Source organism: Leptolyngbya sp. CCNP1308 (assembly GCF_034932455.1).
Classification (GTDB): domain Bacteria; phylum Cyanobacteriota; class Cyanobacteriia; order Phormidesmidales; family Phormidesmidaceae; genus Nodosilinea.
This window is the reverse complement of the sequence record NZ_JAYGIH010000074.1, coordinates 317,543-342,323: the sequence shown is the minus strand read 5'-3', so window position 1 is coordinate 342,323 and position 24,781 is coordinate 317,543. Positions and strand designations below refer to the sequence as shown.

20 protein-coding genes and 1 pseudogene are annotated in these 24,781 nt (G+C 57.0%); 10 read left to right on the top strand and 11 right to left on the bottom strand.

The window, feature by feature from the left end:
* Positions 1–6: 6 nt before the first annotated feature.
* From VB780_RS20140 to patD, 4 genes are all read right to left on the bottom strand, one after another.
* Entirely contained in the window at positions 7–1,830 is a 1,824-nt protein-coding gene (locus VB780_RS20140) for an alpha/beta hydrolase (protein ID WP_323352964.1), read from the bottom strand.
* Between the two features lie 666 nt (positions 1,831–2,496).
* On the bottom strand, positions 2,497–4,125 hold the full coding sequence (locus tag VB780_RS20135; RefSeq protein ID WP_323352963.1) for an ABC transporter ATP-binding protein: 1,629 nt from the start codon (positions 4,123–4,125) through the stop codon (positions 2,497–2,499).
* Positions 4,126–4,220: 95 nt separating this feature from the next.
* Positions 4,221–4,793, bottom strand: a complete 573-nt coding sequence (locus VB780_RS20130) for a zf-TFIIB domain-containing protein (RefSeq protein ID WP_323352962.1) — start codon at positions 4,791–4,793, stop codon at positions 4,221–4,223.
* Between the two features lie 62 nt (positions 4,794–4,855).
* Entirely contained in the window at positions 4,856–5,197 is a 342-nt protein-coding gene (patD, locus tag VB780_RS20125; RefSeq protein ID WP_323352961.1) for a heterocyst frequency control protein PatD, read from the bottom strand.
* A gap of 462 nt (positions 5,198–5,659) precedes the next feature.
* On the opposite strand from patD, the gene VB780_RS20120 reads away from it, so the two are divergent.
* The 5 genes from VB780_RS20120 (at position 5,660) to VB780_RS20100 (ending at position 13,135) form a co-directional block, all read left to right on the top strand.
* On the top strand, positions 5,660–7,939 hold the full coding sequence (locus VB780_RS20120) for a bifunctional (p)ppGpp synthetase/guanosine-3',5'-bis(diphosphate) 3'-pyrophosphohydrolase (RefSeq protein WP_323352960.1): 2,280 nt from the start codon (positions 5,660–5,662) through the stop codon (positions 7,937–7,939).
* A gap of 42 nt (positions 7,940–7,981) precedes the next feature.
* Positions 7,982–9,142: a 5-(carboxyamino)imidazole ribonucleotide synthase gene (locus VB780_RS20115; protein ID WP_323352959.1), complete on the top strand. Its 1,161-nt coding sequence runs from the start codon at positions 7,982–7,984 to the stop codon at positions 9,140–9,142.
* 57 nt (positions 9,143–9,199) lie between these two features.
* Entirely contained in the window at positions 9,200–9,703 is a 504-nt protein-coding gene (gene uraD / locus VB780_RS20110) for a 2-oxo-4-hydroxy-4-carboxy-5-ureidoimidazoline decarboxylase (protein ID WP_323352958.1), read from the top strand.
* Positions 9,704–10,360: 657 nt separating this feature from the next.
* On the top strand, positions 10,361–11,506 hold the full coding sequence (locus VB780_RS20105) for a glycosyltransferase family protein (RefSeq protein ID WP_323352957.1): 1,146 nt from the start codon (positions 10,361–10,363) through the stop codon (positions 11,504–11,506).
* Between the two features lie 564 nt (positions 11,507–12,070).
* Entirely contained in the window at positions 12,071–13,135 is a 1,065-nt protein-coding gene (locus VB780_RS20100; protein ID WP_323352989.1) for a glycosyltransferase family 4 protein, read from the top strand.
* Positions 13,136–13,171: 36 nt separating this feature from the next.
* Here the strand turns inward: VB780_RS20100 and VB780_RS20095 are convergent, their stop codons facing one another.
* Positions 13,172–14,875, bottom strand: coding sequence for an ABC-ATPase domain-containing protein (locus tag VB780_RS20095; protein WP_323352956.1), 1,704 nt, complete (start codon positions 14,873–14,875; stop codon positions 13,172–13,174).
* A 171-nt stretch (positions 14,876–15,046) separates the two neighbouring features.
* Positions 15,047–16,135: a 4-hydroxythreonine-4-phosphate dehydrogenase PdxA gene (pdxA, locus tag VB780_RS20090; RefSeq protein ID WP_323352955.1), complete on the bottom strand. Its 1,089-nt coding sequence runs from the start codon at positions 16,133–16,135 to the stop codon at positions 15,047–15,049.
* Between the two features lie 114 nt (positions 16,136–16,249).
* Here pdxA and VB780_RS20085 point away from each other — a divergent pair, with 114 nt between their 5' ends.
* Both VB780_RS20085 and VB780_RS20080 read left to right on the top strand, forming a co-directional pair.
* Complete coding sequence (locus VB780_RS20085; protein WP_194055660.1) at positions 16,250–16,354, top strand: PetM family cytochrome b6-f complex subunit 7; 105 nt, start codon at positions 16,250–16,252, stop codon at positions 16,352–16,354.
* Positions 16,355–16,430: 76 nt separating this feature from the next.
* Positions 16,431–17,387 carry an SDR family oxidoreductase gene (locus VB780_RS20080; RefSeq protein ID WP_323352954.1) on the top strand — a complete coding sequence of 319 codons (957 nt, stop codon included), beginning with the start codon at positions 16,431–16,433 and terminating at the stop codon, positions 17,385–17,387.
* A 103-nt stretch (positions 17,388–17,490) separates the two neighbouring features.
* Here VB780_RS20080 and VB780_RS20075 read toward each other — a convergent pair whose 3' ends face one another.
* The 4 genes and pseudogenes from VB780_RS20075 to VB780_RS20060 form a co-directional block, all read right to left on the bottom strand.
* Positions 17,491–18,618 carry an endo-1,4-beta-xylanase gene (locus VB780_RS20075; protein ID WP_323352953.1) on the bottom strand — a complete coding sequence of 376 codons (1,128 nt, stop codon included), beginning with the start codon at positions 18,616–18,618 and terminating at the stop codon, positions 17,491–17,493.
* A gap of 84 nt (positions 18,619–18,702) precedes the next feature.
* Entirely contained in the window at positions 18,703–18,810 is a 108-nt protein-coding gene (locus VB780_RS20070) for a hypothetical protein (protein ID WP_323352988.1), read from the bottom strand.
* Positions 18,811–18,877: 67 nt separating this feature from the next.
* A pseudogene (locus VB780_RS20065) lies at positions 18,878–18,949 on the bottom strand (hypothetical protein); the annotation flags it as partial.
* Between the two features lie 131 nt (positions 18,950–19,080).
* On the bottom strand, positions 19,081–19,503 hold the full coding sequence (locus VB780_RS20060) for a Fur family transcriptional regulator (RefSeq protein ID WP_323352952.1): 423 nt from the start codon (positions 19,501–19,503) through the stop codon (positions 19,081–19,083).
* Positions 19,504–19,763: 260 nt separating this feature from the next.
* Between VB780_RS20060 and VB780_RS20055 the strand changes: the two genes are divergently transcribed.
* The 3 genes from VB780_RS20055 to nrtS all read left to right on the top strand — a co-directional run bounded on the left by VB780_RS20055 (position 19,764) and on the right by nrtS (position 22,141).
* Positions 19,764–20,345 (top strand): peroxiredoxin, encoded by a 582-nt coding sequence (locus VB780_RS20055; RefSeq protein ID WP_323352951.1) that lies wholly within the window; start codon positions 19,764–19,766, stop codon positions 20,343–20,345.
* 353 nt (positions 20,346–20,698) lie between these two features.
* A complete protein-coding gene (locus tag VB780_RS20050; protein ID WP_323352950.1) occupies positions 20,699–21,706 on the top strand; it encodes an NAD(P)/FAD-dependent oxidoreductase in 1,008 nt (335 codons plus the stop codon).
* Positions 21,707–21,898: 192 nt separating this feature from the next.
* Positions 21,899–22,141: a nitrate/nitrite transporter NrtS gene (gene nrtS, locus VB780_RS20045; protein ID WP_323352949.1), complete on the top strand. Its 243-nt coding sequence runs from the start codon at positions 21,899–21,901 to the stop codon at positions 22,139–22,141.
* 411 nt (positions 22,142–22,552) lie between these two features.
* Here the strand turns inward: nrtS and VB780_RS20040 are convergent, their stop codons facing one another.
* Positions 22,553–24,328: an alpha-amylase family glycosyl hydrolase gene (locus VB780_RS20040; protein WP_323352948.1), complete on the bottom strand. Its 1,776-nt coding sequence runs from the start codon at positions 24,326–24,328 to the stop codon at positions 22,553–22,555.
* Between the last annotated feature and the right edge of the window lie 453 nt (positions 24,329–24,781).

The following is a 24,781-nucleotide window of genomic DNA, read 5'->3' as shown; positions in this document are numbered from 1 at the left end:
TCAGGACTACGCATCCACATCAATGGCCTCCAGCATCTCGGCCTTGGTGCCCTCCAAATTGCCCCCCTGAATGTTGACCCGATAGCAAATCGGCGACAGATGCCCCTGAATGCTGCGGCTCTGACAAGCTAGGTGCAGCTGGCTTAGGGCCACCTGGGCATCGGCATCGAAGGTATGCAGATAGTCATCAAAGCCCAAAAATGCCAGACCGTAGAGCAGCTGCTGGCTAAACTGGCCTTGAAAATAGCCGCCGTGCACATCGCGCTTGTTCAGGGCGTAGTCGAGGGTGAGCAAGAAATAATCCCAGGGTTTGAGAATCGCATGGCCCAGGGCGCGGGTCAAAATGCCGGTGGGTTTAGCCGAGCAGGTATTGGTATTGGGATCGTATTTGATATCGAAGTAGTCGGTGCAGTCAAAGTAGGTAAAAAAGTCGGCTACGCTGGCCCGATTGCTGTCCCCAGAGGCCTGCACTTTAAACAGATCGGCCATGGTCACTACGCCACGCTTTTGAAAGCGTTCGTAGGTTAAAAACAGCTGCTCCATGACGTTGTTCTTAGAGCGAGCGATCGCCTCGCCAATGGGCAACGATGGAGAAAAGTCTTGGTCTAAGGAAACCAGATTGATTAGCCCGTAGTCATCCACTCCTCCATACTTATTTTGTAGCGCCACATTGCCGAGTCGATAGCCCCGCGCCTCGGTACGGCTAGGAAAGGCGATGTAATTGGCGGTGGTAGACGCCGTGCGCAGGGCAATATCACCCTCGCTGCTAAATAGATAAGATTCTGAAAACCGCCGCAGCGAAGCGGCCAAAAAATTGGCTCGGCTAGAGACAATGGTGAGCACTGGAATATCGGGCGAGGCGAGAATTAACCGCCCCAGGCTAAAGACATCGCCAATGTGGTCATCGGGGCGCTTTTCGACCGAGGCCGTGTCAAACACATCCGACAGAATGCGCACCACGTTGGTGACTACAAACCCGCCCATGCTGTGGCCAATAAAGCTCAGCCTCACCTTGTTTTGCGATCGCCGCTGCCAGTAGCCCCGCGCCTGGGCCATGGCCTGCAGGTGATTGGTTTCCCCCACCGTGTTGGGAAACATCTCGGCGGCGGTGCGCTTGACGATCGCCTGGTCGATCTGGCGCAGCAGTTCCACCAGATCTAGCACTCCAAAGTTATCGGCTCGGTAGCTGTCGCGAAAGTACACCACCAGCCGCAGCACCACCAGAGCCAGCATCAGCGTACCCAACACAAACAGCAGCACCAGCAAAAAACTGATTACAAAGCCTGCAATAGTCTCTCCAAAGACGGTCAGCTCAAGGATCAGCAGCGCCAGGGCGCAGATTGCGCCTGTCATCAGCACATCGCGGGGCAGCGGCGGCAGCGCCTGCAATGCCTGAAGAATTTTTTTGGGGTTGCGCAGGGCAACATTTTCAGAGGGCCAGCGGTAGCCCACAAACACTCGGTTGTTATGGGCCGCGATCGCCGGGTCATGGCGATTGATGTATTTGAAGATGTTTTTGTACCAGGCTTCTACCCCGCTGCGGCTGGTGTTGTAGCCGTGCACAGTGATCACCAGCTCGGCGGTACCATCGGCAGTATTGGCCATCATGCGGTGCAGGTGGTCGGCAATGTCGTCAATGCCCTGGGCTGACTGCCGCTGAATTATCTCGCTGGATTCTTCCGCCTCTTCAATGTTGGGTGGGGCGCTACTCATGACAAAGTAGCCGGGAATTTTGCCCTCAACACCGCTGGCATCGTCCATATCCACGATGGCGGCTAGACTCTCTTGCTGAAAGACAAATTTTTGAATAATAAATGGAAGCTGTTTCATAGATGCCCTGAGAGACCCGTCGCTAGAAGTTTTCAAGAGCGTAGCTGACCTTTCCAGTCAGTAGCGCTTTATGTTCATGAAATGTAGGTTGATAGCGCCGCCAGGATTCAATCAGGATTCAATCGGATGAGATAGCTGCCTCGGCTGAGACTGATCAGGCAGGATGCCTAATCTACAAAACGCGAGTTTAATCAAATCCCCAGCCCAGTGCTGTGGCACCAGACCGTCATACCATGTCACTGAGCCATCCTCCATATCTCTGGGTGACAAGGCCATATCAACAGAACGTCATGCTACACACCGAGTGGCAACGCCATATCCCTAGGCTGCAACACCATATCCCTAGGCTGCAACGCCATATCCCTAGGCTGCAACGCTATATCCCCAGGCTGCAACGCCATATCAACGGACGGCAATGCAATATCCCTGGGCGGCAATGCTATGTCACCGAGTGGCAACGCCATATCCCTAGGCCGCAACGCTATATCAACGGGCGGCAATGCTGTGTCACGGCTTCGCATTGATTTGGCTTAGGCTCCCCAAACCATTCTCGCGGTGCTGCCCTGCTGAGCGAGCTGCGCCGTCCAGACAGAACGCCGTCGGCTTTTAGATAGCAATGCCATCGCTCCAGAGGTGTACGAAATGCCCTAAACGTTCTGGCGATCGCTATACCCCCGTTGCCAGGACGGGAACCGCTTGCAGCAGGGTTTGCGTGTAGGGGTGCTGGGGCGATGCAAACAGGGTTTTGGTCGGGGCAATTTCGACAATTTTGCCCTGCTGCATAACGGCAATGCGATCGCACATAAACCGCGCCACCCACAGGTCGTGGGTAATAAACAGGTAGGTGAGGTCAAACTCATGCTTGAGGGCAATCATTAGATCGAGCACCTGGGTCTGCACCGTAGCGTCGAGCATGCTGACGGGTTCGTCGCAGACCACCAGCTTGGGATGGGTGATCAGGGCGCGGGCGATCGCCACCCGCTGCTGCTGCCCCCCCGACAGATCGCCCGGAAAGCGATCAAAGAAGTCGGCGGTGGGGTTGAGGCTGACGCGGGCGAGCATGTCGTGGGCCTGTTTTTCAGCCTCGGCGACGGTGGCCAGCCCGTGGATCAGCAGCGGGTCGGCGATGCTTTTGCCTACGGTCATCATCGGGTTGAGGCAGGCGTGGGGATCTTGAAACACCATTTGCAGCTGCCGCCGCTGCTGCCGCATGGCTTCGCGCGACAGGGTGGTGAGGTCGGTACCGTCAAAAACTACCTGGCCCGCCGTAGGTTTCACCAGTTGCAGAATGGTGCGCGACAGAGTGCTCTTGCCGCAGCCGCTCTCGCCCACCAGCCCCACCACCTCGCCGGGGTAAATCTCTAGCGTTACCCCGTCCACCGCCTTGATCACCTTAGACGTTTGACCGCCCAACAGCCGAGCGATCGGGTTGGCCTCTAGGGTGTAGTGCTGTTTTACGTCTGTCAGCCGCAAGATGGGGTCTACTGCGCTAGCGGTGTAGGCCAACCCCTCGGCCTGCTGCATTTCCAGGGCCGACTCCACCAGCGATCGCGTGTAGTCATCCTGCGGGTCTTGAAACACCGCCGCCGCCGTGCCCTCTTCTACTATGCGGCCTTTGTACATGACGGCGACGCGATCGCAGTACTCCGCCACCAGCGACAGATCGTGGGAGATCAGCACCAGTGCCGTGCCCAGCTCGTCGCACAGCCGGGTCAGCTCATCGAGAATCTGAGCCGACACCGTCACGTCCAGGCTGGTGGTGGGCTCGTCAGCGATGATCAGCTTCGGCTCTAGAATCATCGCCAGGGCGATCGCCACTCGCTGGCGCATGCCGCCGCTAAACTCGTGGGGGTACTGGCCAAACCGGCTGGCGGGAATGTTGACCTTTTCTAACACCGCGATCGCCCGCGCCTTGGCCTCACCGTGGGATACCTCAGAATGGTGGGCTTGTAGGGTCTCGATGCAGTGATCGCCGATGGTCATCAGCGGGTTTAGCCGCGTCATCGGATCTTGGAAGATCAGGGCGATCGCCTCCCCTCGAAACCGCCGCAGCCGCTGGGGGCTAAAGTCGAGCACCGACTCGCCGTTAAACCACACCCGCCCCTGGAGCTCTGTCGCCTGGGGCAACAGCCGCAGCGCTGCCCGCCCCAGGGTGCTCTTGCCGCAGCCGCTCTCACCCACCAGGCCCAGCTTTTCGCCAGGCGATAGGTCTAGCGAGACCCGATCCACCGCGCGATCGCCCTGACCAGGGTAGGTGACCGAGAAAGATTCGAGGGCAAGGAGAGTATCGGGCATGGAGTGGTTGAGGGTAGGTGAGTGGGTGATGTAGGTGAGTAGGTGGGTTAGGTGGGTTGAGATTTGCTCTCCTACCCACCTACTCACCCACTCACTCACTGATCAACTCGTCGCATCAAATACGCCACCCCAAAATCCCCATTTGGGTGTTCTTCCAGCAGGTTGGCCAGCTCAAACACTCGCTGGGCAATGTCTGGGCCCAGTTTGTCAATGGTGGCCAGTTTTTCTCGCTCGCTGTGCTCTAGCTCGCGCACCTGGGCCTGCCAATCGGCAGAAAAAATATAGTCAATGTGGGCCTGCAGCTCTAGCTGCTGCAAGATCTCCCACTCGCCGCCATCGCACCAGATGCCGGTGCAGTTGGGGCAGCGCTCTACATAGAACGATCCCTGCTTGAGGGTAATGCGACCCCGCACCAGGTAGCTGCGGCAGTCGGGGCACAGGGCCGCCCGGTTGTCGAGGGCAGCGGGCTCAAAACCGGTGTGCAGCGACAGCGGCAGCACCGCCACTTGAATAGGGGCCTCGGGGTCAATCTGCTGCTGTTGCCAGGTGACATAGTTCTCCGGCGGAATCCACGCGCCGCCACAGCTCGGACAAGCCTTGACCGCCAGCTCTGGCGCTAGCTGACCGTCTTGCAGTTCAATTTCCCCTTCCTTTGGGCACTGATACAAAGCACCTACTCCCAACCATCAACCCAACAAGCCCCTAATATTAAACCACCTGGGCTGGGGCGTTAAACCTCATTGGCGATCGCCTGCGCCATGGCCTCGCAAAAGCTCAGCAATTGGCCCAGTTTTTCGACCATCTGCCGCTGCCGCTGCTGAGCCGTGGTGGACTGGCGGGCCGCCTGTAAAAAGGCCACATCCATCGCCAGCAGCCGCAGGGTGCGGTTCATTTCGGTCAGCACGGGCTGGGCGCTGGGCAGATCGTCTCCCAGAGGCAGCATCTGGTGCTGAAAGTGCTGCTGCGTCAGCAAAAACTGGGCCTGCAGAGCGCCCCCGTCCGGGTTAGCAGACTGTGCCAGGGCCATTAGGGTCTGGAGGTGCGATCGCAGCGTTTCCAGGGCCTTCTTCATCGATAAATCATCCCTTCAGGGCCGTATCGGTAGCGGCTTGCCAATGTTTTACGATAGCTAGAGATAAATTGCTGATTCCCCTTCTCGGGGACAAATGTTAAGGTTAATACATAACTATCCATCAACCCCCAGTCAGCCTTAAGTATTTATTGCGGCCTGGGCAGTAGATGGGATTTTTCTCAAAGTTATGGTGTAGGTTATCTCTATCTCGGCGCGCTGCTTTGTTGTAGCCCCGTTACCTGGGCCTATTGACAGAACGTTTGTACGATTTCTGTTTGCTTTTTAAGCCTAATTTATATAGACCGGTGGACGTCCTCCTCTGTCGGAGGGCGGTACTATTTTATCCACAATTCATCTCTATTGAGTCTTGCCGAGCACTCAAAGCGAGTGTTCAAATACAAATTCTCGTTTTTGGCGCTTTTCTGGTTCACCCGCAATCCCTGATAGGTCACTGGCACCCTTATGACTGCAACAGTTCATCCCCCCCTACCCGATGACTGCACCCTGCCCGGTTGGCTCGAAACCTGCGTGCTAACCCACCACGATGACAGTCATGATGACCCAGCCCACGACCCCGAAGATAAATCTAACAACCTGCTGGTGTGCCAGGCCTTTGAGTTTGCCTACACCCTACACAAAGGCCAGTACCGAGCCTCGGGCGAGCCCTACATTTGCCACCCCATCGCCGTAGCCGGGCTGCTGCGGGAGCTGGGCGGCGACAGCGCCATGATTGCCTCCGGCTTTCTCCACGATATTGTCGAAGACACAGACATCACCCCCGAAGAACTTGAGGGCCACTTCGGCGATGAGGTGCGACAGCTAGTGGAAGGAGTAACTAAGCTGTCGAAGTTTAACTTTGACAGTAAAACCGAGCGCCAGGCCGAAAACTTTCGCCGCATGTTTTTGGCCATGGCCCAAGACATTCGGGTGATTGTGGTGAAGCTGGCCGATCGTCTCCACAATATGCGTACCCTAGAGCACCTCAGCGACGAAAAACGCCGCCGCATCGCCCGCGAAACCATGGAGATCTTTGCTCCTCTGGCCAACCGCCTGGGGATCGGTCGCTTTAAGTGGGAACTCGAAGATCTCTCCTTTAAATATTTAGAGCCCGATGCCTACCGGCAGATGCAGCAGCACGTCACCGAAAAGCGGGCGGATCGGGAGGCGCGGCTGATGCAGGTGGCCGAAACCCTGCGGCAGCGCATGCACCAGGCCGAGATTCAGGTGGTCGATGTCAACAGTCGCCCCAAGCATCTCTACGGCATCTACCGCAAGATGGAGCGGCAGCAAAAAGTCTTCAGTGAAATCTACGACATCGCCGCCATTCGCCTCATTGTGGGCACCAACGAAGACTGCTACCGTGCCCTAGCCATCGCCCACGACGCCTTTCGCCCCATTCCAGGCCGCTTCAAAGACTACATTGGCCTGCCCAAGCCCAACCGCTACCAGTCGCTGCATACGGTGGTGATTGGCCCCAAGGGCAAACCCATTGAGGTGCAGATTCGCACCCTAGAGATGCACCACATTGCCGAGTACGGCATCGCTGCCCACTGGAAGTACAAAGAAACCGGCGCTTCCACCAACACCCGCATCAACGCCGACGACGAAAAATTTACCTGGCTGCGGCAGCTGCTGGAGTGGCAAAACGATCTCAAAGACGCCAAAGAATTTCTCGAAAATGTCAAGGGCAACCTGTTTGACGAAGATGTCTACGTGTTCACCCCCGATGGCGATGTGGTGCCCCTCAGCCGGGGGGCGACTTCCGTAGACTTTGCCTACCGCATTCACACCGAGGTGGGCAACCACTGCGCCGGGGCTCGGGTCAATGGCCGCATCGTCACCCTCGACACGCCGCTAGAAAATGGCGACATCGTTGAAATCATCACCCAAAAGAACAGCCACCCCAGCCTCGACTGGCTCAATTTTGTCGTCACTCCCAGCGCCCGCAACCGCATTCGCCAGTGGTATAAGCGATCGTACCGCGACGAAAACATCGCCCGAGGCCGCGACATGCTCGAAAAAGAGCTGGGCCGCAGCGGCTTCGATGCCCTACTCAAGTCTGAACCGGCCCAGATGGCCGCCGAGCGCTGCAACTACCAGAGCGTTGACGATTTTCTGGCGGGGCTGGGCTACGGCGAGGTGACGCTCAATTCCTTTGTCAATCGCCTGCGGGAGGCCGTCAAGGCCAAACAGCCCCTAGAGGCGCTGTCACCCGAGTCATCGCTGCAAGATTCTGACCAGTTTTTAGCGGAGGCTGTCACCAGCCGCCACCGCCCCGCTCCCTCCAAAGCCCCCATTTTGGGGATTGAGGGTTTGGTGCACCACATTGCCGGCTGCTGTAACCCGCTGCCCGGCGAGCCGATTACGGGCAGCGTGTCGCTGGGCAGCCGGGGCATTGCCATCCACCGCCAGGGGTGCCCCAACCTGGCGGAGATACCGGGCGATCGCATCATCCCCGTCAGCTGGAACTGTGGCGAGCACAACGGCACTCGCCAGACCTACCCGGTGGAGGTGCGAATTGAGGTGATCGACCGCGTGGGCGTGCTCAAAGACATTCTCTCGCACCTGTCAGACCTGCAAATTAACGTCCACAAGGCCCAGGTCAAAACCTTCCCCGGCCAAACCGCCGAGATTGATCTGGGGCTCGATGTCAAAGACCACGCCCACCTCGAGCAAACCTTCGGGCAAATTCGCAAAATGACCGACGTGCTCAAGATCCGCCGTATGAGCGGGGGCGGTTAGCCGCCGTGGGATAATGTGGGTTTGCACAACGGTACAAGCACCATGGAGCAGGCAACTCCCCAGGCCATTCAGCGAGTCGGCGTTATCGGCGGCGGGCAACTCGCCTGGATGATGGGGCCAGCGGCGCAGAAACTGGGCCTAGATCTACTGGTGCAGACGCCCCAGAGCACCGACCCAGCCGTGGCGATCGCCCAATCCACCATCCTTGCCCCCGTCGCCGACGTTGCCGCCACGGTTGCACTGGCGGCCCAGTGCGACGTGATTACCTTTGAGAACGAGTTTATCGACTGCGAGGGGCTAAAGGCTCTGGCCCAGCAGGGCACCGTCTTTCGCCCCGATCTAGACCTGCTGGCCCTGGTGCTCGACAAGCGCCACCAGCGAGAATTTTTTGAGCGGATTGGCCTCCCCAACCCCCGCTACGACTGGTTAGAGGGCGACGAAAACGAGGCCGAACTCGCCGCCAAGGCTGAGGCCATCGGCTTTCCCTTGGTGATGAAAACCCGCCGCCTGGGCTACGACGGCTACGGCACCGCAGTGATTCAAGCTGCCGCTCAGCTCAGCGCCACCTGGGCTAAGTTCAACCGCGCCCCGGTGCTGCTAGAAGAATTTGTGCCCTTTCAGCAGGAGCTGGCCATCATGGTGGCCCGTTCTGCCCAGGGCGATATTGCGGTGTACCCCACCGTAGAAACCCAGCAGGTTGACCAGATCTGCCGCCGCGTCTTTGCCCCGGCCAGGATTAGGGACGGGGTGGCCAGCCGCATGGAGGGCATTGCCCGCACCCTGGCCGAGGAGCTTGAGCTGGTGGGTATCGTCGGCATTGAGTGCTTTCTCACCCAAACGGATCGGGTGCTCGTCAATGAAATGGCGCCCCGCACCCACAATTCGGGCCACTACACCCTCAATGCCTGTGCGACCTCCCAGTTTGAGCAGCAGCTGCGGGCCGTGGGCGATCGCCCCCTCGGCCCCACCACGCTTAACTGTCCCCAGGCCGTCATGGTCAACCTGCTGGGGCTAGACGAGCCTGAAGCCAGCCACCACCAAAAGCTTGAGACCCTGAAACAACGGCCTGGGGCCACCCTGTACTGGTACAACAAAGCTATTCGCCCTGGCCGGAAGCTGGGACACATCACCCTGCGGCTCGATGCTGGCGCAGAACCCAGGGATGCCGCCGCAGCGATCGAGGCCATCTGGTACGGGGTATAACCCACCTCCCACCTACCCACCTCCCACCTACCCGCTCAGGACACCGTTCAGCGACCCATGCCCTACTCCCTAGACCAGCTCAACGCCATGGCCGAGGCCGACTTTGTGGCAGCCCTCGGCCCCGCCTTTGAGGAAACACCTGCGATCGCCGCTCAGGTCTGGCCCCTGCGCCCCTTTACCTCTGTGGCCGATCTGCACCAGCGCATGGTGGCTGTAGTGCGAACCATGGCTCCCGCAGACCAGCTGGCCTTAATCAACGCCCACCCCGATTTGGGCACGAGGGTTGCCATGGCTGAAGCCTCGGTATCAGAACAGAGCAACGCCGGGCTCACTAGCCTCACCGCCGAGGAATACCACCAATTTCAAGCCCTTAATCAGCAGTACAAAGTTAAGTTTGGCTTTCCCTTTATCTTGGCGGTAGCGGGGCACACCAAAACTTCAATTTTAGAGAACTTTATGGGGAGACTACGCAATTCTACGGATGTAGAGATGACTACCGCTTTACTGGCAATTGAGGAAATAGCCCTAGCGCGCCTCAACAGCTGGATTAACCCCGATTGAACCCCTGAAGGTCTGCGGAGCGCAACATAAGAGCTTTATAAAACGCTGAAGCCTTCCGAAAATGATTAAGATTGCGTTTCCTACGTAAGTACCACCATGGACTCACGCGGTAAGCATGATACCTTTGGCAGAGACTCAGGCAATCCTGTAGTAGTCATGGTGGCCGCTCGTGGTTACAGAGCTAATCTGTAATTTCGCCTTGGTCAAACAATAGGTTGACCCAGCCATCTGTGAATACATCTATGCATGCCTGTAGTAAACGTCATGCTAGTCGTAGGTTTTTGAAACCTTGTCTGGCGCTGTTCGGGAAGGTTTATTGATAAAACCTGAGCTTTCTCTGGCCCTGTAGTCAGACAAAGCATTTTGAGTGATTATGATTGCCCTCACGCTAAGGGTAGCAACTGAGTATCTTTGGAGGCACCGAGTCATGGGTTTTACTTTCTACGCTGGACTGGCGGCTGAAATACCTATTTATACAGCTGTAGACCATAGATCTTGGAAAGGCAATTTGATGTGTGCTCAGTCTCCAGGAGTTTTTTTGTGACAGGTCTAAAGAATCGCCTTTCTCAAGCTTTCAAACCTGCTTAGAAAGATGCGATCGCATTAATCGCATTAAATGCCGCTGTCCACTCTACAAATTTCTATGGTCAATCCACCATGACACCCTTAGATAGTCAAGCCAATACTTCAAAATTCCACATTTTAACCAGCACAAAGTTTGACTTTGAGCACTTCGTTACCCGTGCCGCCCTAGGCCATGGGCCACGACACACTATTTGGCAGCTCAAAGAAAGGCTCAATGCTCAGGTTCATCAGCCAGATTTTGACGATGACAGTCTGGTTAATGGCCTCGATAAATTCCTAGCTAAAATCATTGGTAGACCGCACCATTGGGCCTTGGCAAGACAGGTTTTAGCCCAGACCGGCTCCGATGACGTGATCTACTGCTGCGGCGAAGATAGTGGTCTACCCTTAGCCCTCCTCGCCTCGTTCAAGAAAGATCGACCCCGGCTGGTCGTGAACGTAATGTGTCCAGAACGGTGGCGGCCTAAGCTGCTGCTCAAATGGTTTCAGCTGTATCGCAGCATTAATGCATTCACCGTGAACACGGCTCTCAAGGCCCAAACCCTAAAAGACATGCTCAACCTGCCTGAGGATGGCGTAACTTGTTTGGCCGAGCAAACCGACAAGCAGTTCTTTTACCCCGAACCTGGCACGATAGAAAAGCATCGTCCACTGATCGCCAGCGCTGGGTTAGAGCAGCGAGACTATGTCACTCTCGCCAAGGCTACCCATCAGTTAGATCTAGACATCAAAGTCTGTGCTGTGTCGCCTAACGCCACCTCTAAGACGCGGTGTAGAATTCCTGAGCCACCGCCCCAAAATATGGAAATGCGGTATTTCGACTGGGTTGAACTGCGCGATCTCTATCGCAGCGCCGATATTGCCGTAGTCAGCTTAGTCAACAACACCTACTCCGCTGGCCTGACGGTGTTAATGGAAGCCATGGCCTGCCGCAGACCGGTGATCATCACCAAAACCATGGGCTTGGCCACAGAAATGGCTGAGCAGGGTCTCGTTTGGGGCGTACAACCCGACTCTCCTGAAGAGTTGAAGGCCGCTATCGTACATGTCCTGGGCCATCCTGAGGAGGCGAGCGCTAGAGCCGAGGCCGCTTACCAGCACTATTTGGAAAACCACACCAGTGAGCAGCATATTGAGCAGGTGACTCGCCTGCTGCAGCGGGTCGCTAGCAGCGTGACCCCAGACCAGCCTATGGTCATCCAGGCAAGACCCGTTTAGTGGTCGGCTTAGGCCGGTGGTCATCACCACAAACCCGCAAACCCGCTGACCTATGGCCAGCGCTAAGGTGCCTGGGTTAAGACAACACATCGACCCAAAGAATAGGGAATGTAGATCAATTTCTACATTCCCTATTTTCTATTTTTATCGGCAGACTGCCCTTAAAAAGCAGCATTTATCTAACCTAATGTGATCTGTAGCGGTCTTCAGATGGCTAGGGAACGCTATAGTGTTTAACGATAGACGCTAAGTAAAGATTTTGACCGGATCCCTAGCCTCTATCGCTTTGGAGCAGTCAGATAGATCGAGTAGGTACCGATGCAGGAGTGGAGTCTTCCCTTAACTCAGCCCTGTCACACCCGTGGAAAACCCATGATTAATGCTGTGATAACCTACACGACGCTCTGATATTGAACCGCCAATATCGGCCACCAGGGTCTAGCTCAAGCGTAACTTAACGGAAGGCTAGTCAGGTGTTTTCCCTGATCAGCTTAGGTCAATATCTTGAGAGTTATAGCTGAGTATCGATAAATTTTCTTGCTGCTTGCCAACGAGGTTGTGACCATGAAATGGGCGATCGCTGCACCATTTTTAGATATTGACAATATTGATACCGCTAACTGGCTAGAGCCCTTTGTGCCGGGAGGTGATCACACATTTCAGCTGATTCCGCGACAAAAACCGCTGCCAAAATGGCACGATCGCAAATCTAAATTTACGCCCATTGACGATTGGCTGGTCTATATGAGGCAGGCGGCTGACGCCCTCAGCTCCGACGCCGATGGCGTTATTACCGTCTTTCCTCAAGTGGCTTCGGCAGTGGGCTTGCAGCAAAAACTGAGATTTTCTCACAAGCCTGTGGTGGCCTGGCTGTTCAACGTGGGTACCTGTAAACCCGGTCTGCGGCAAAAGCTCGCCCAGATCAGCCTCAGCCAGATTGATTACTTTGTGGTGCACACCCGCAAGGAAATCGAGATCTACAGCCAGTGGTTAGGCCTACCCGTCGATCGCTTTGAGTTCGTGCCCTACCAGGTGCCCGACATTGCCATCGACTACGAAGAAGATCGCCAAACGCCGTTTATTGCATCTCTGGGGTCGGCCCATCGCGACTTTTTAACATTATTTAACGCGGTGCAAGCGCTCAACATTAAAACCGTAGTGGCCACCGGGAAAACCGCTGTGGAAGGCATGACGATCCCGCAGCAAGTTGAGCTGCCCTTTGGCATTAGTAAAGCCGAATGCCTGCGCCTGGCTCAGCAGGCCAGACTCAATATTGTGCCGCTCCAGCCCAAAGAGGGGGTTACGGCGGCGGGGCAAGTCACCCTGGTAGAATCCATGATGATGGGTCGTCCGCTGATTGTGACCAACGTCTACGGTGCTGAAGACTATATTATTCATGGCGAAACGGGGTGGCTGGTGGAGCCTAACTCCCTTGAAAGCATGACTGAGGCGATCGATCTCCTGTGGCATGACGAGGCGCTGCGCCAGCGTCTCGGTAAAAATGCCCGTGCCCACGCCCTAGAACACTTTTCTGACCCCTGTGCGGGGCGGCATTTAGAACGCATTCTCACCCAAATCAGCCAAACCAGAAAGCCATCGGCTGCCACGGCTTTGCAGTGGGCCGAATAAGGGTGGCGGAGACCTGAGGGCTGCAGGGGCGCATTGCTATTGAGTGCGCAGGGTGCGCAGCCGGTTGATAGCCGCCGCCAGCTCTAGGCCCCTGAAATTCACCAAGTCACCCATGGGCCACTCGGTCAAGCTATCTAGACCGTACTGGTCTAGGTCGGCCATAACGGCGGCGATCGCCTCAGCCAGAGGGGTTTTCGTCGTCATGTGGTAGCGCTGGGCGTAGACGATCGCCGCCGCGATCGCCCGCACCTGCCCCGGCTCCACCAGCTGCTCTACCGCCGACAGGTCGATGGCCTCGGTGCCGATCTGGAGCTGGTCAACATCCCGCACCCGTAGCTTGACGCTGCGCTTGCCCTGGCTGGGGTCAATGCTGGCGGGCTGAATGATGCGGGGTGTGGGGCGGCCAAAGCTGGAACCGCCCTCGCCCTCGCGATCGGTCTGGTACTCCGCTGCGATCGCCTTAGCCCGCTCGGTCACATCCTGGGGGCAAAACTCGTCCATGGCGATTACGGTGTCGGCCACATCGAAGTAGTCGCCGCTGCCCCCCATCACCAGCACCGCCGAGATGCCGTAATCGGTGTAGAGCTGCCGCACCTTGTCGATGAAGGGGGTAATCGGTTCGCGATCTTTGGCAATTAGGGTCTGCATGCGGCGATCGCGAATCATAAAATTGGTCGCCGAGGTGTCTTCATCGACCAGCAGGGCCGTCGCCCCGGCTTCCATTGCCTCGATAATGTTGGCCGCCTGGGAGGTGCTGCCGCTGGCGTTGGGCGTCGAGAATTGCTGGGTCGATTTGCCCTGAGGCAGACTGCCAATAAACGGTGAAATATCCACCCCAGCAATGCTGCGGCCATCTTCGGCCCGCACCTTGGCCGCTGCCAGCTCCGTCACCACCTGCTGCCGCCCATCGCCGGGAATGTGGTTGTACACCCCCGCCTCGATCGCCCGCAGCAGGGTCGATTTGCCGTGGTAGCCGCCCCCCACAATTAGCGTAATGCCCTGGGGAATGCCCATGCCCGTCACGGCTCCGGCGTGGGGGCAGTGCAGCGTCACCCGCAGCGACTCAGGAGATGTGAAGGGAATCGCCTGTTCCGCCAGGGGACGTTCATCGACGCCGCTGCGCCGGGGAAGGATTGCGCCATCGGCGATGAAGGCGATGAGGTTATTGGTGGAGAGCTGCGATCGCAGCGCCTCTGCATCCACCGCCGTATCGGCATGGTGCTGAATCTGCGCCCCATCCAGCGCCCTGTAAAACAAGGTCTTCCCAACCAGATCGGGAACAGCCTGACACAGCAACTCCGCCGCCTGTCGCCCGGCAATCCGCCGCCCAAAGGCCGGTAGACCCACGGTGAGCCGCAGCTCAACCGCGTCCGCCGTCACCCGCGCCGCACTGCGGTTAAGAATCGCCTGGCTGGGTCGCACAATGCCAATCAGGCCACTCTTTCCCGAGCCTGATGTGCGATCGCGTCCCTGAACTGTCCGATGAAACTTGCGGGTGAGGTAGTCGGCCAGAGCGATCGCCCGACAGGGCAATTCCCACAGATTCTTAGGAAACCCCGCCACCGCCTGGGGCACCACCACCCGCACCCGACTCGGAGCCGCAAAGGGATCCCCCTGCACATGGTCAATGTGCAGCACAAACTCCCCAAAGTCATATTCTCCCTGAAGCGACTTGTACGCCCCGTAGCCCTGACCATCCAGACGATGGAGTTGGTCATGGAGGTTGTTGGAAGTTGTCATACCCACCGCAGATACCATCAACCCCAGTACATTACCGCACGCTCCGTGGAAGATATGCCAAACAAACCAGTTCTAGGATCCAGTTCTAAATTTTGAATTTTGAATTCATACCCCGTATTAAAAACTCAACACTCAAAATTAATCACTCAAAACTCCCCCACCTTCCCCACCTCACCCTATCCCCCATGACCCTCGACTCTTCACCACCGCCACCGCTACCTCCATCGCCGCCACCATGCTGCTGGCATCGGCAATTCCCTTGCCAGCAATATCAAAGGCCGTGCCGTGGTCTGGGGAGGTACGCACAAAGGGCAGCCCCACGGTCGTATTCACCGCCCTGTCAAAGGCCATCAGCTTCACCGGAATCAGCCCTTGATCGTGATAAAGGGCCAGGTAGGCATCGTGGGCGGTTTCTAGGGCACGGCCATCGGTGCCAAACCAGGCCTGTCCAGGGCGCACCCACATCGTATCAGGGGGAATGGGGCCGTCGATCTGCACCTGGGGATAGCGCTGGCGCTGCTGCTCTAGCCAGGAAATTAACCAATCGGTTTCTTCGCGGCCTAGCTGCCCGCTTTCGCCGCTGTGGGGGTTGAGCCCGGCCACGGCAACGCGGGGCTGACCCAGTCCAAAGTCTTGCTTCAGGCTGTAGATCAGCAGGTCGAGCTTCTGGGTGAGCAGCGCTGGTGAAAGGGCCTTGGGCACCTGGGCCAGGGGAATGTGGGTGGTGGCCAGCAGGGCGCGCAGCCACCAGCCGGTGTGGGGCGACTGGGCCACAAAGGCCATACCGAAGCGATCGCACCCGGCCCCCTCCGCCAGCAGTTCGGTTTGACCAGGGTAATGGTGCCCGGCGGCTTTCCAGGCCGATTTAGCGATCGGGCCAGTGACGATCGCATCGTACTGCCCCGCGACGGCACCCTTAATGGCGGTTTGCAGGTAGGCAAAGCTGGCGGCCCCGGTGGCGGCACTGGGCTGGCCCAAGGTGACTTTATCTAGAGACAGCGGCGGCGGAATCTCCACAAAATCTAGGCGGTCTAGGTCTGGGAGCGGCCCGGCGTAAGGAGATGCCTGGATGGCCTTGGCGGTTTGGAGGAGGAGCGATCGCGTCCCCAGCACGGTGATGTCTGCGATTGCCGCCCAATCCTTGGCCCCCAGCGCCTTGAGGATAACTTCAGGGCCAATGCCCGCCGGATCGCCCAGGGTGATCGCCAGTCGGGGGCGGGGCAAAGATAGGCGAGACATGGAAGCTGTGGGGGCAGTCATAGCGCAGGGGGGTGATACCAAACTGGTCTAAAATGAGGGCGGCTAGGGGATAAGCCAATCCCCGGCGGGCTGGGCAACTGGCTCAATTACTATAGTGCTGTGGAAGGAGAGCGTATGGGCGGCGAAATTTTTAATACGGCGATCATTATCTTTACCCTGACCCTGGTGGGCCTGGGAATTGGGTTTCTGATGCTGCGAGTGCAGGGCGGCGAAGAGTAGATTTAACTCCGGGGGTGTATCTGGTGGAGCCATCTGATATTCTTAGAGGAAGTTAAACTTTTGTATCAATTCCCTCATGAAAGTATTGGTCGTTGGCGCTACTGGCACCCTTGGCAGGCAAATCGCCCGCCGTGCCCTGGATGAGGGGCACGAAGTCCGTTGCCTGGTGAGGAGCGCCCAGCGAGCCGCCTTTCTACGAGAGTGGGGGGTGGAATTGGTGCGGGGCAACCTCTCCAGGCCCGAAACCCTACCCCCAGCCCTTGAAGGTGTGGATGCGGTAATTGATGCTTCGACGGCCCGCCCCTCGGAGTCGGTCATGCAGGTTGACTGGCAGGGCAAGGTCAACCTGATCAACGCCACCCGCGACGCAGGCGTTGGGCGATTCATCTTTATCTCAATTCTTAACTCCGAAAAGTTTCCCCATGTGCCGCTGATGAACGTCAAGCGCTGCACCGAGAAATTTTTGGCCGAGTCGGGGCTCAACTATACCATTCTCCAGCCCTGCGGCTTTCTCCAGGGGCTAATCGGTCAGTACGCCATCCCCATTCTCGAAAAGCAGCCGATCTGGGTGATGGGCGAAGCCGCCCCCATCGCCTACATGGATACCCAAGACATCGCCCGGTTCGCGGTCAAGGCTCTGTCGGTGCCTGAAACGGAGAACTGCAGCTTTCCCCTGGCGGGCACCCGCGCCTGGGGTGCCTACGAAATTATGCGCCTGTGCGAGCGCAAGTGCGGCCAAGAGGCCCGAGTCTCCCGCATTTCTCTAGAGCTGCTGCGGGCGATTCGCAAAGTGGCGGGCTTTTTTCAATGGGGCTGGAATTTCGCCGATCGCCTCGCCTTTGTGGAGGTGGTCGCCGGTAGCCAGCCGCTGGATGCCCCCATGGATGAGGTTTACGAGGTCTTTGGCATTCCCAAAGATGAAATCACCACCCTCGAAGACTACATGCAGGAGTACTTCAGCCGCATTATGAAAAAGCTGAAGGAACTCGATTACGACAGCGAAAAAGCCAGCAAGAAAAAGCTGCCGTTCTAATACCGCTATGCGGAGTTCAAAATGCAAAATTAAAAGTGAAAAATCCTTAGGGCACAGGTATTTCAAGCATTCTGAACAGTAGGGTCATTTCTGCCGCAGCGTACTAGTCTGTGGTTGGGGAGTTCGCGAGGGCTTCTAAGAGGCTGTGGTAGGCAGGTTTAGCTCGGTAGTCGCGATCGAACAGTAGAGCTTCGCCCCAGCCATCGAAGTAACCGGGCACCCATGAGTAGCGATCGCTGAAGCCCCAGGTGACAAACGTGTTGCAGTTTTCGGCTTGCAGGCAGGTTTGCAGCATGGCTTGATAGACCTCAGCCTGTTGATCACCATCGCTGGCGGTGGCGGGCTGCTGAATCCGCACATCCATTTCAGTAATGTGCACCTGAAGGCCCAGGTCGGACAGCCGCGCCATATTGGCCGCGACCTCCTGAGAACTGGGGGAGGCGTTGGCTTGAACATGCATTTGTAGCCCCACCCCGTGAATGGGGACGTCTTTGGCCCGCAGCGACTGCACCAGATCATAGATGGCGTCAGACTTAGCGTTTAGCCCTTCGCCGCCGTAGTCGTTGTACATCAGCAGGGCATCGGGGTCGACCTCGTGGGCCCAGCGAAAGGCCATATCGATATAGTCGGGGCCGATGCCGCGCAGCCAGAGGGTGTCGCGCAGGGTGCCGTCATCGGCGATCGCCTCGTTTACCACATCCCAAGCCGCTATTTGGCCGCGATAATGCCCGACAACGGTTTTGATGTGGTTTTCTAGCAGCGCCACCAGCTGATCTCGGCTCCAGTCTTTTTGCTCTAGCCAGTCGGGTAAGGCCTGGTGCCACACCAGGGTATGCCCCCTGACCGCCATTTGGTGCTCGGCGGCAAAGGCCATCAGGCGGTCGGACTGGCTAAAGTCAAACTCGCCGGAGCGCGGTTGCAGCCGCTCCAGCTTCATATCGTTTTCGGCGGTGACCAGGTTAAACTCCTGGGCTAAACGGCGGCGATACCGGCGATCGCGCCCTAGAGCCTTGAGATTGACGGCTGTACCCACGTACAGATCTCGCTCTCGCGCTAGATCTGCCAGGGTCGGCCCGCCGCCTAACCTGAGCCAGCGGGCTAGGGCACAGTGATGGGTTCGAGGTGTTGATCCCTGAGCCAGCAGGCTGTGAGGTGCGATCGCCATTCCCCGGCCCAACCACAGTACAACGCAGGCAAAGACCGCGAGAAACATCAGCTTGGGGCGTACCATAGGGCGGATTTTCCCATATCTTCTAGAGCACGCGTCCTACAGCATCCGTCGGCATACCCCAAACAAAGAGCCGGTCATCACAGATTAGGGTTGCTTGGTATTCTGGTGTGGCTCCAGCAGCCCCGCTTCGCGCATGAGGCGAGGCCAGAGCAGCACGAAAAACCCCATCCAGGCCCCAATCGGCAGGGCCACCAGGGCCGTAAGCCAGAGGCGATGGAGAGATTAGCCAGCTACCGCCTACGATCGCCACCCCCGTCAGCACAATTGACCAGGGCTGACACCACCACGGTTTGAGCTGCCAGGGACTAGTGATGGGCGTCGATTCAGTCATAGTCTCATACCGATTTTGGATTTGTGATTTTGGAGCGGGTAGCTTCGGTATTCTAAGGCTTGTCGGGCAGCCGTTTGTAGCCTATACAGGTCGCTCGGGCCAAAATCCAAAATCGCAAATCTAAAATTGACCTACCCGGCTTGGCAGCGATCGCACAAGCCCCGCACCGTCACCTCATAGCCCTCGACCTGCCAGCGGGGACTGAGGGTTTGCAGGTTGAGGCTGGAGAGGGTCTCCCAGGGGATATCGGCGATCGCCCCGCAGCTCTGGCAGCGAAAGTGATGGTGAGGGCCAACATTGGCGTCGTAGCGGCAGACCCCCTCTTCGAGTAGCACTTCGCGGACGAGGTTTGCCCCCCGCAGAGCCTGTAGGGAGCTGTAAACCGTCGCCTGGGACGACGTCGGCGCGTCCTGGTTGAGGTCGTGAAGAATGTCGTCGGCGGTGGGGTGGTCGTAGCGACCCAGTAGATTGGCATACACGGCAAAGCGCTGGGGAGTGACGCGCAACCCCCGCGACTTCAGCATAGTGACGATTTGATCGGCTTGGGACGACATATTCCCTGGCTCCGGAACTTCAACGCAGCGGCAGCTTTGCTCAATCTAGGCGACAGCCCAGACGGTAGCTTGACATACTACGATAACCTACCCTTAACAGATTAGCATTCTCATCTAAGAATCAGTCTGGCTTTGCAATAATTCTAGATTTTAGGCTAGTATACCTATTGAAGATTTCTTAACTCGGAATTATTCTGAGCTAAGCAGCAATGGCTGAGACCGCAGTTAAGTTGTTGTAAGACCAAACAAAGAGGTAATTTATGGTTGCGTTTGTTGCTACTGGGCAGGTGCCCGACGTTACGTTTAAGACCCGTGTGCGAGATGAGTCAGTCGGTGGGCCTAACCCCTACCGCTGGCAAGATCTGACCACCAGCGATATCTTCGCTGGCAAGAAGGTTGTGGTGTTCTCTCTGCCCGGCGCGTTTACCCCCACCTGCTCCTCTAACCACCTGCCCCGGTACGAAGAGCTGTACGAAGAGTTTAAGGCCCACGGCGTTGACGCTATTGTCTGTGTCTCCGTAAACGATGCCTTTGTGATGTTCCAGTGGGGCCAAAAGGTCGGCGCTAAGAATGTCTTCCTGCTGCCCGACGGCAATGGCGAATTCACCCGCAAGATGGGCATGCTGGTAGACAAGTCCAACCTGGGCTTTGGCATGCGCTCCTGGCGCTATTCCATGCTGGCCAACGACGGCAACATCGAGAAAATCTTTGTGGAGCCCGACTTCGGCGACAACTGCCCCATCGACCCCTTCGAAGTTTCTGACGCCGACACCATGTTGGCCTACCTGAACGGTACCGAGTCTGCTGGTGTTTCCGAACCCCGTCTGGCCTTCGTGGGCTAATCGCCCTCTGTCTCACCCTCGGTGAGTGTTAGGCAAAGGGGGTTGTGCAATCCCCTTTGCCTTTTTAGATCGGGCCAATCGGAGCCAGGCACCGTCTACCGATTGCAATTGGTAGTCTCTGGGCCGGGCTCTCTCGACTGGGTTGATTCTTTAGAGATCGCCAGATCGCACTCAATAACAGAGATTGTTCAGACTCCTCAGCTACCGTCCGAATCAAGTTCTGGTACGGTACAGGCTGTGCTCATTAAGGTCTCTGTTAATTCTCATCTCGATTTTGGCAAAACCTTTTAGCCTAGAGGTGTGGGCCTTTCGCCGCCTAGGCTCTATTGCAGTCCTTTCGCTCTATTGCCACTATGAAACTCTCTCGCAAAAACCTCCACGAACGCACCGACCAGGTCTATGACGCCATCGTTGTCGGCGGTGGGATGGGAGGGTTGTCGGCGGCTATCTATTTGGCCCGCTACGGTCTTAAGTGCCTGGTGATTGAAAAGGGCAAGGGGCGATCGCTGTGGATGCAAGAGGTGCGCAACGTGGTCGGCTTTGACCCCGACACGCCTGGACGCGAAATTCTCAACCACGGCGTTCAGCAGGCGGTGGACTGGGGCGCAGACTACCTGCGTGGCTACGTCGAAGATGTCGTCGATGAGGGCGACCAGCTAGCGGTGCAGGTCAAAGTGGGCAAAACCGACAGCATGTACCCTGTGTTTCGCACCAAGTACCTAATCGCGGCCTCGGGCGTGATCGATGTACTGCCTCAGCTCGACGACATGCAGAACGTCTATGACTACGCAGGCTACACCCTGCACGTCTGTATGATCTGCGACGGCTTCGATATGTGGGATCAAAAAGCGGTGCTGATTGCCGGCAAAGAGTCGCAAATTAACGCCGCCTTTGTGCTCGACTGGTTTACCCCCTACATTTCGGTACTCACCCACGGCCTCTGTACCGTTGGCGACGAAATGCGGGCTAAGTTAGCCGATTACGGCTATCCCCTCTACGAAGCACCGATCGCTAAGTTCCTCGGCGAGCACCACAAGATGAGTGGTGTAGAGCTGACCGATGGCACCGTCATCGAAGCCACCACCGGCCTGATCAACATGGGCTCGGTCTACCATAACCACTACCTCAAAGGCATCCCCAACCTGGAGTGGGATGGCGAGAACCTGGTGACCAACAATATGTGCCAGACCACCCACGATCGCATCTTTGCGATCGGTGACCTCAAGCAGGGCGTCAACCAGGTAACCGTGGCCGTGGCCGACGGCACCCTGGCGGCCACCCAGATCTGGCGCACCATTCGCCGCGCCAGCCCCCCCCGCAAGTGGGAAGAAAATTTGGTCAAAGAAGCGATCGCCTCCTAGTACCGCTATGCGGAGTTCAAAATGCAAAATGCAAAGTGAAAAAGCCTTAGGGTATAGGCATTTCAAGCATTCTGAACAATAGGGTCATTTCTGCCGCAGCGTACTAGGCCGTTCTCACCGATTTAACTTGCCCCACCGCCCGCCCCTTTCCTAGGTGGAAAGGGGTTCTCATTGAGTGCGAGAGCTTAACCCATGCAGGCAATCAAAGGCTATCTCAAGGCGCTGGTGACCCCCCAGATGGCAAAGCGAGCGGTGCGAGTTGCCCTGCTGATTGGCACCCTGCTGTTTGTGATCAACCACGGGGCGGCGGTGCGATCGGGCACCATGACCCAAGCCCGCTGGATCTCCGCCGGATTGACCTATCTGGTGCCCTACGGAGTGAGTGTTCACGGGCAATTTATGGGACGAGGGGGCAGTAGAAGTACCGAAAAGTAGGCAAGGATCGGCATTTCTAACCGACACCCATGGAAATACGATCCCTAAAGAGTTTTTCGGCAAAGAAGATACGCCCAGGTAAGGGCGCAGGGCCTGCGCCCTCGAAAAGCATCGAAATTCTCAGTTATTTTCGTTACCAGAATCTTTCTAACCTTTCAAAATGTCACGACCAATGGATCATTGATCCGCAGGGCAACAACAGTTGCTCGTCCCCAAACACCTTTACCCAACACTTCATTCTCGCTCCAGACAACGTGCCCATGCCAACCGCACCGCCTCACACGGACGTGTCCAGGAGTTGGGGGAGTCCCACAATAAAAATAGTGAGGTAATTTTCTGTGCTGGTCATAGAGTACTCAAGTTTAAATTCAAGGGGAATCTAAGTCTTAGATTCCCCTTGAATTTAGCTGGCTACAGCAGCGTGGGCATGCTGTCGTCGTGGGCCGAGTTGGGTTTGTTGGTAATCCATACTGACTGGTAAGGTTTCAAAATATAGGCCATATCTAGATCAGGAAATCTGTCGTCACTGATCAGGTCATACCAGTCGTCGGTGCTGACTAGGTTGAGGTCGCTGAGGCGCAGTTCTTGGGGTTGGTCGCTGAGGTTGTGCACCGAGAAAATGCTCTGGTCGCGGGTCAGGCTCTGCCGCCAGAAAGCAAACAGGGCGGAATTCATTGGGTGCAGCGTGTACTGAGTGGCGTTGGGATGAAACGCCGTCTGCTGGCGGCGAATCTTGATCAGCCGCTTGAGTTCCGTCAGAACCTTAGCGTGGGGAGTGGTTGGGTCGGCTAGGGCGGCTTCTAGCTCCTTCAAATCCCACTTATAGCGGTTGATGGTGCGGTTGTGGCCGGTTTCGTCTACCCCTTCGGCGTAGTTGTGGGTAGCTAGCAGGCTGTGGATATAGAAGGCCGGAATCCCCTCCAGGGCCAGCATGATGGTCTGGGAGCAGAGAAAGCGCTCTACCTGCCACTGGTCTTCACCTTTCACCGTGCCCTTGAGGGCATCAAACAGCGAAATGTTGATCTCGTAGGGCGACTCGGTGCCGTCGGGGCGGCTGCGCATGCTAATTTTGCCGCCAAAATTGCGCATGGCCGCGATCAGCTGCTCGTACTCATCGGCAGCCAGCAGCCCCTCGGCGGGGCGCATGCCAATGCCGTCATGGGAGGCGGTGAAGTTGAAGTAGGCGCAGCCGATGGGGGCGGGCGGCATGCTCATCATCCAGGTTTTGAGGTGGTCTGAGCGGCCCTGCATGAGCGCATTCAGCAGCAGCGGCGGCAGGCTGAAGTTGTAGATCATGTGGGCTTCGTTGCGGTTGCCGAAGTAGCTCAGATTCTCGCGGTTGGGCACATTGGTCTCGGTGATCAGCGAAATGCCGGGGTCAACTAGCTGCAAAATCTCGCGGAACAGGCGCACCATGGCGTGGGTTTCGGGCAGGTGCATGCAGTTGGTGCCGTGCTTTTTCCACAAAAAACCCACCGCATCGAGGCGAATGTAGCGCGCTCCGGCCTCAACGTAGGCCAGAATAATTTTGACGTACTCAATCAGCACATCGGGGTTCTCAAAGTTGACATCGACCTGGTCGGCGCTGAAGGTCGTCCAGACATGCTTTTCCCCTTCTGTAGTTTCTACAGGGGTCAGGAGTGGCGAACTGCGGGGCCGCACCACCTGGGACAGATCTTCGCTGGGATCGGCGGTAATGAAATAGTTGCGGCCAGGAAGTTCGTTGTGCTTAAACTGCTCAAACCACTCGTGCTGACTGGAGATATGGTTGATCACCAGATCGGCCATCAAGTTGAAACTGGTAGCAATGCGCTTAATGTCGTCCCAGCTGCCCAGTTCGGTGTTGACCTTGAGGTAGTCGATGATGGCAAAGCCATCGTCAGAGCTGTAGGGAAAAAAGGGCAGAATGTGGACGCCGGTAATAGTGTCGTACAGGTGGGTTTCGAGAAACTCGGCCAGTACCGACAGGGGGGGGCGATTCCCGTAGGGATCGCTCCGCGAATCGCCATCGATGATGGTATCGCCATAGGTAATCAGCAAAACATTATTGTGGTTCCACTTTTTCAGATCTTCGCGGCCTGAGGGGCACAGAGTGTCTTTAATCAGGGCAAAGATTTCGGTGGTCAACCACTCGGCGGTTTCTGGGGGGTAAACTCTTTCGAGCAGGGGTTTAATATTGTTGGTCACGCGGCAAAAAGGTGGGCTATCTACAGGAATATCTAGCTTACTTATAGAGTAATTTTGAGGGGGCGTCTGGGCCGCAGTGTTCTGCGGATGGACAGGGGCAGATTGTTTAGTACGATTTTTAGCGACAGTCATATTAACCTACAGTTTTCAGTAGTGGTTTACGGTAGTCTCGGCAGCAAAAAGCAGTCGCCGCCGAGGAAATATCTTCCTCGAACAGCACATATCGGCAAGCATTGATCGCCTATCTAACTGAGCTAACGGGAGCCAGCTCAGGGGGTGTGCGGCCCAAAGCATGGCGGGTAACGGCAGCTCCATCCCTTTGCCCCGTCGTAACAGCTAGGGGAAGTGGATGGCGCGCCCGTCTTGGCTATCTCTGGCGCAAGAGCTGTGGCCTAGGGCGTGAGTTACCGCCCGGTGAACTCAGAGAATTCCCGCTGTCAGGTCAGATCGGCC

Coding starts and splice junctions, on each gene's coding strand:
- VB780_RS20060 (WP_323352952.1), bottom strand. CDS start 19,503: ATGTCGTCCCAAGCCGATCAAATCGTCACTATGCTGAAGTCGCGGGGG.
- VB780_RS20055 (WP_323352951.1), top strand. CDS start 19,764: ATGGTTGCGTTTGTTGCTACTGGGCAGGTGCCCGACGTTACGTTTAAG.
- VB780_RS20120 (WP_323352960.1), top strand. CDS start 5,660: ATGACTGCAACAGTTCATCCCCCCCTACCCGATGACTGCACCCTGCCC.
- VB780_RS20115 (WP_323352959.1), top strand. CDS start 7,982: ATGGAGCAGGCAACTCCCCAGGCCATTCAGCGAGTCGGCGTTATCGGC.
- nrtS (WP_323352949.1), top strand. CDS start 21,899: ATGCAGGCAATCAAAGGCTATCTCAAGGCGCTGGTGACCCCCCAGATG.
- VB780_RS20050 (WP_323352950.1), top strand. CDS start 20,699: ATGAAACTCTCTCGCAAAAACCTCCACGAACGCACCGACCAGGTCTAT.
- VB780_RS20075 (WP_323352953.1), bottom strand. CDS start 18,618: ATGGTACGCCCCAAGCTGATGTTTCTCGCGGTCTTTGCCTGCGTTGTA.
- VB780_RS20105 (WP_323352957.1), top strand. CDS start 10,361: ATGACACCCTTAGATAGTCAAGCCAATACTTCAAAATTCCACATTTTA.
- patD (WP_323352961.1), bottom strand. CDS start 5,197: ATGAAGAAGGCCCTGGAAACGCTGCGATCGCACCTCCAGACCCTAATG.
- VB780_RS20080 (WP_323352954.1), top strand. CDS start 16,431: ATGAAAGTATTGGTCGTTGGCGCTACTGGCACCCTTGGCAGGCAAATC.
- pdxA (WP_323352955.1), bottom strand. CDS start 16,135: ATGACTGCCCCCACAGCTTCCATGTCTCGCCTATCTTTGCCCCGCCCC.
- uraD (WP_323352958.1), top strand. CDS start 9,200: ATGCCCTACTCCCTAGACCAGCTCAACGCCATGGCCGAGGCCGACTTT.
- VB780_RS20100 (WP_323352989.1), top strand. CDS start 12,071: ATGAAATGGGCGATCGCTGCACCATTTTTAGATATTGACAATATTGAT.
- VB780_RS20140 (WP_323352964.1), bottom strand. CDS start 1,830: ATGAAACAGCTTCCATTTATTATTCAAAAATTTGTCTTTCAGCAAGAG.
- VB780_RS20135 (WP_323352963.1), bottom strand. CDS start 4,125: ATGCCCGATACTCTCCTTGCCCTCGAATCTTTCTCGGTCACCTACCCT.
- VB780_RS20085 (WP_194055660.1), top strand. CDS start 16,250: ATGGGCGGCGAAATTTTTAATACGGCGATCATTATCTTTACCCTGACC.
- VB780_RS20095 (WP_323352956.1), bottom strand. CDS start 14,875: ATGACAACTTCCAACAACCTCCATGACCAACTCCATCGTCTGGATGGT.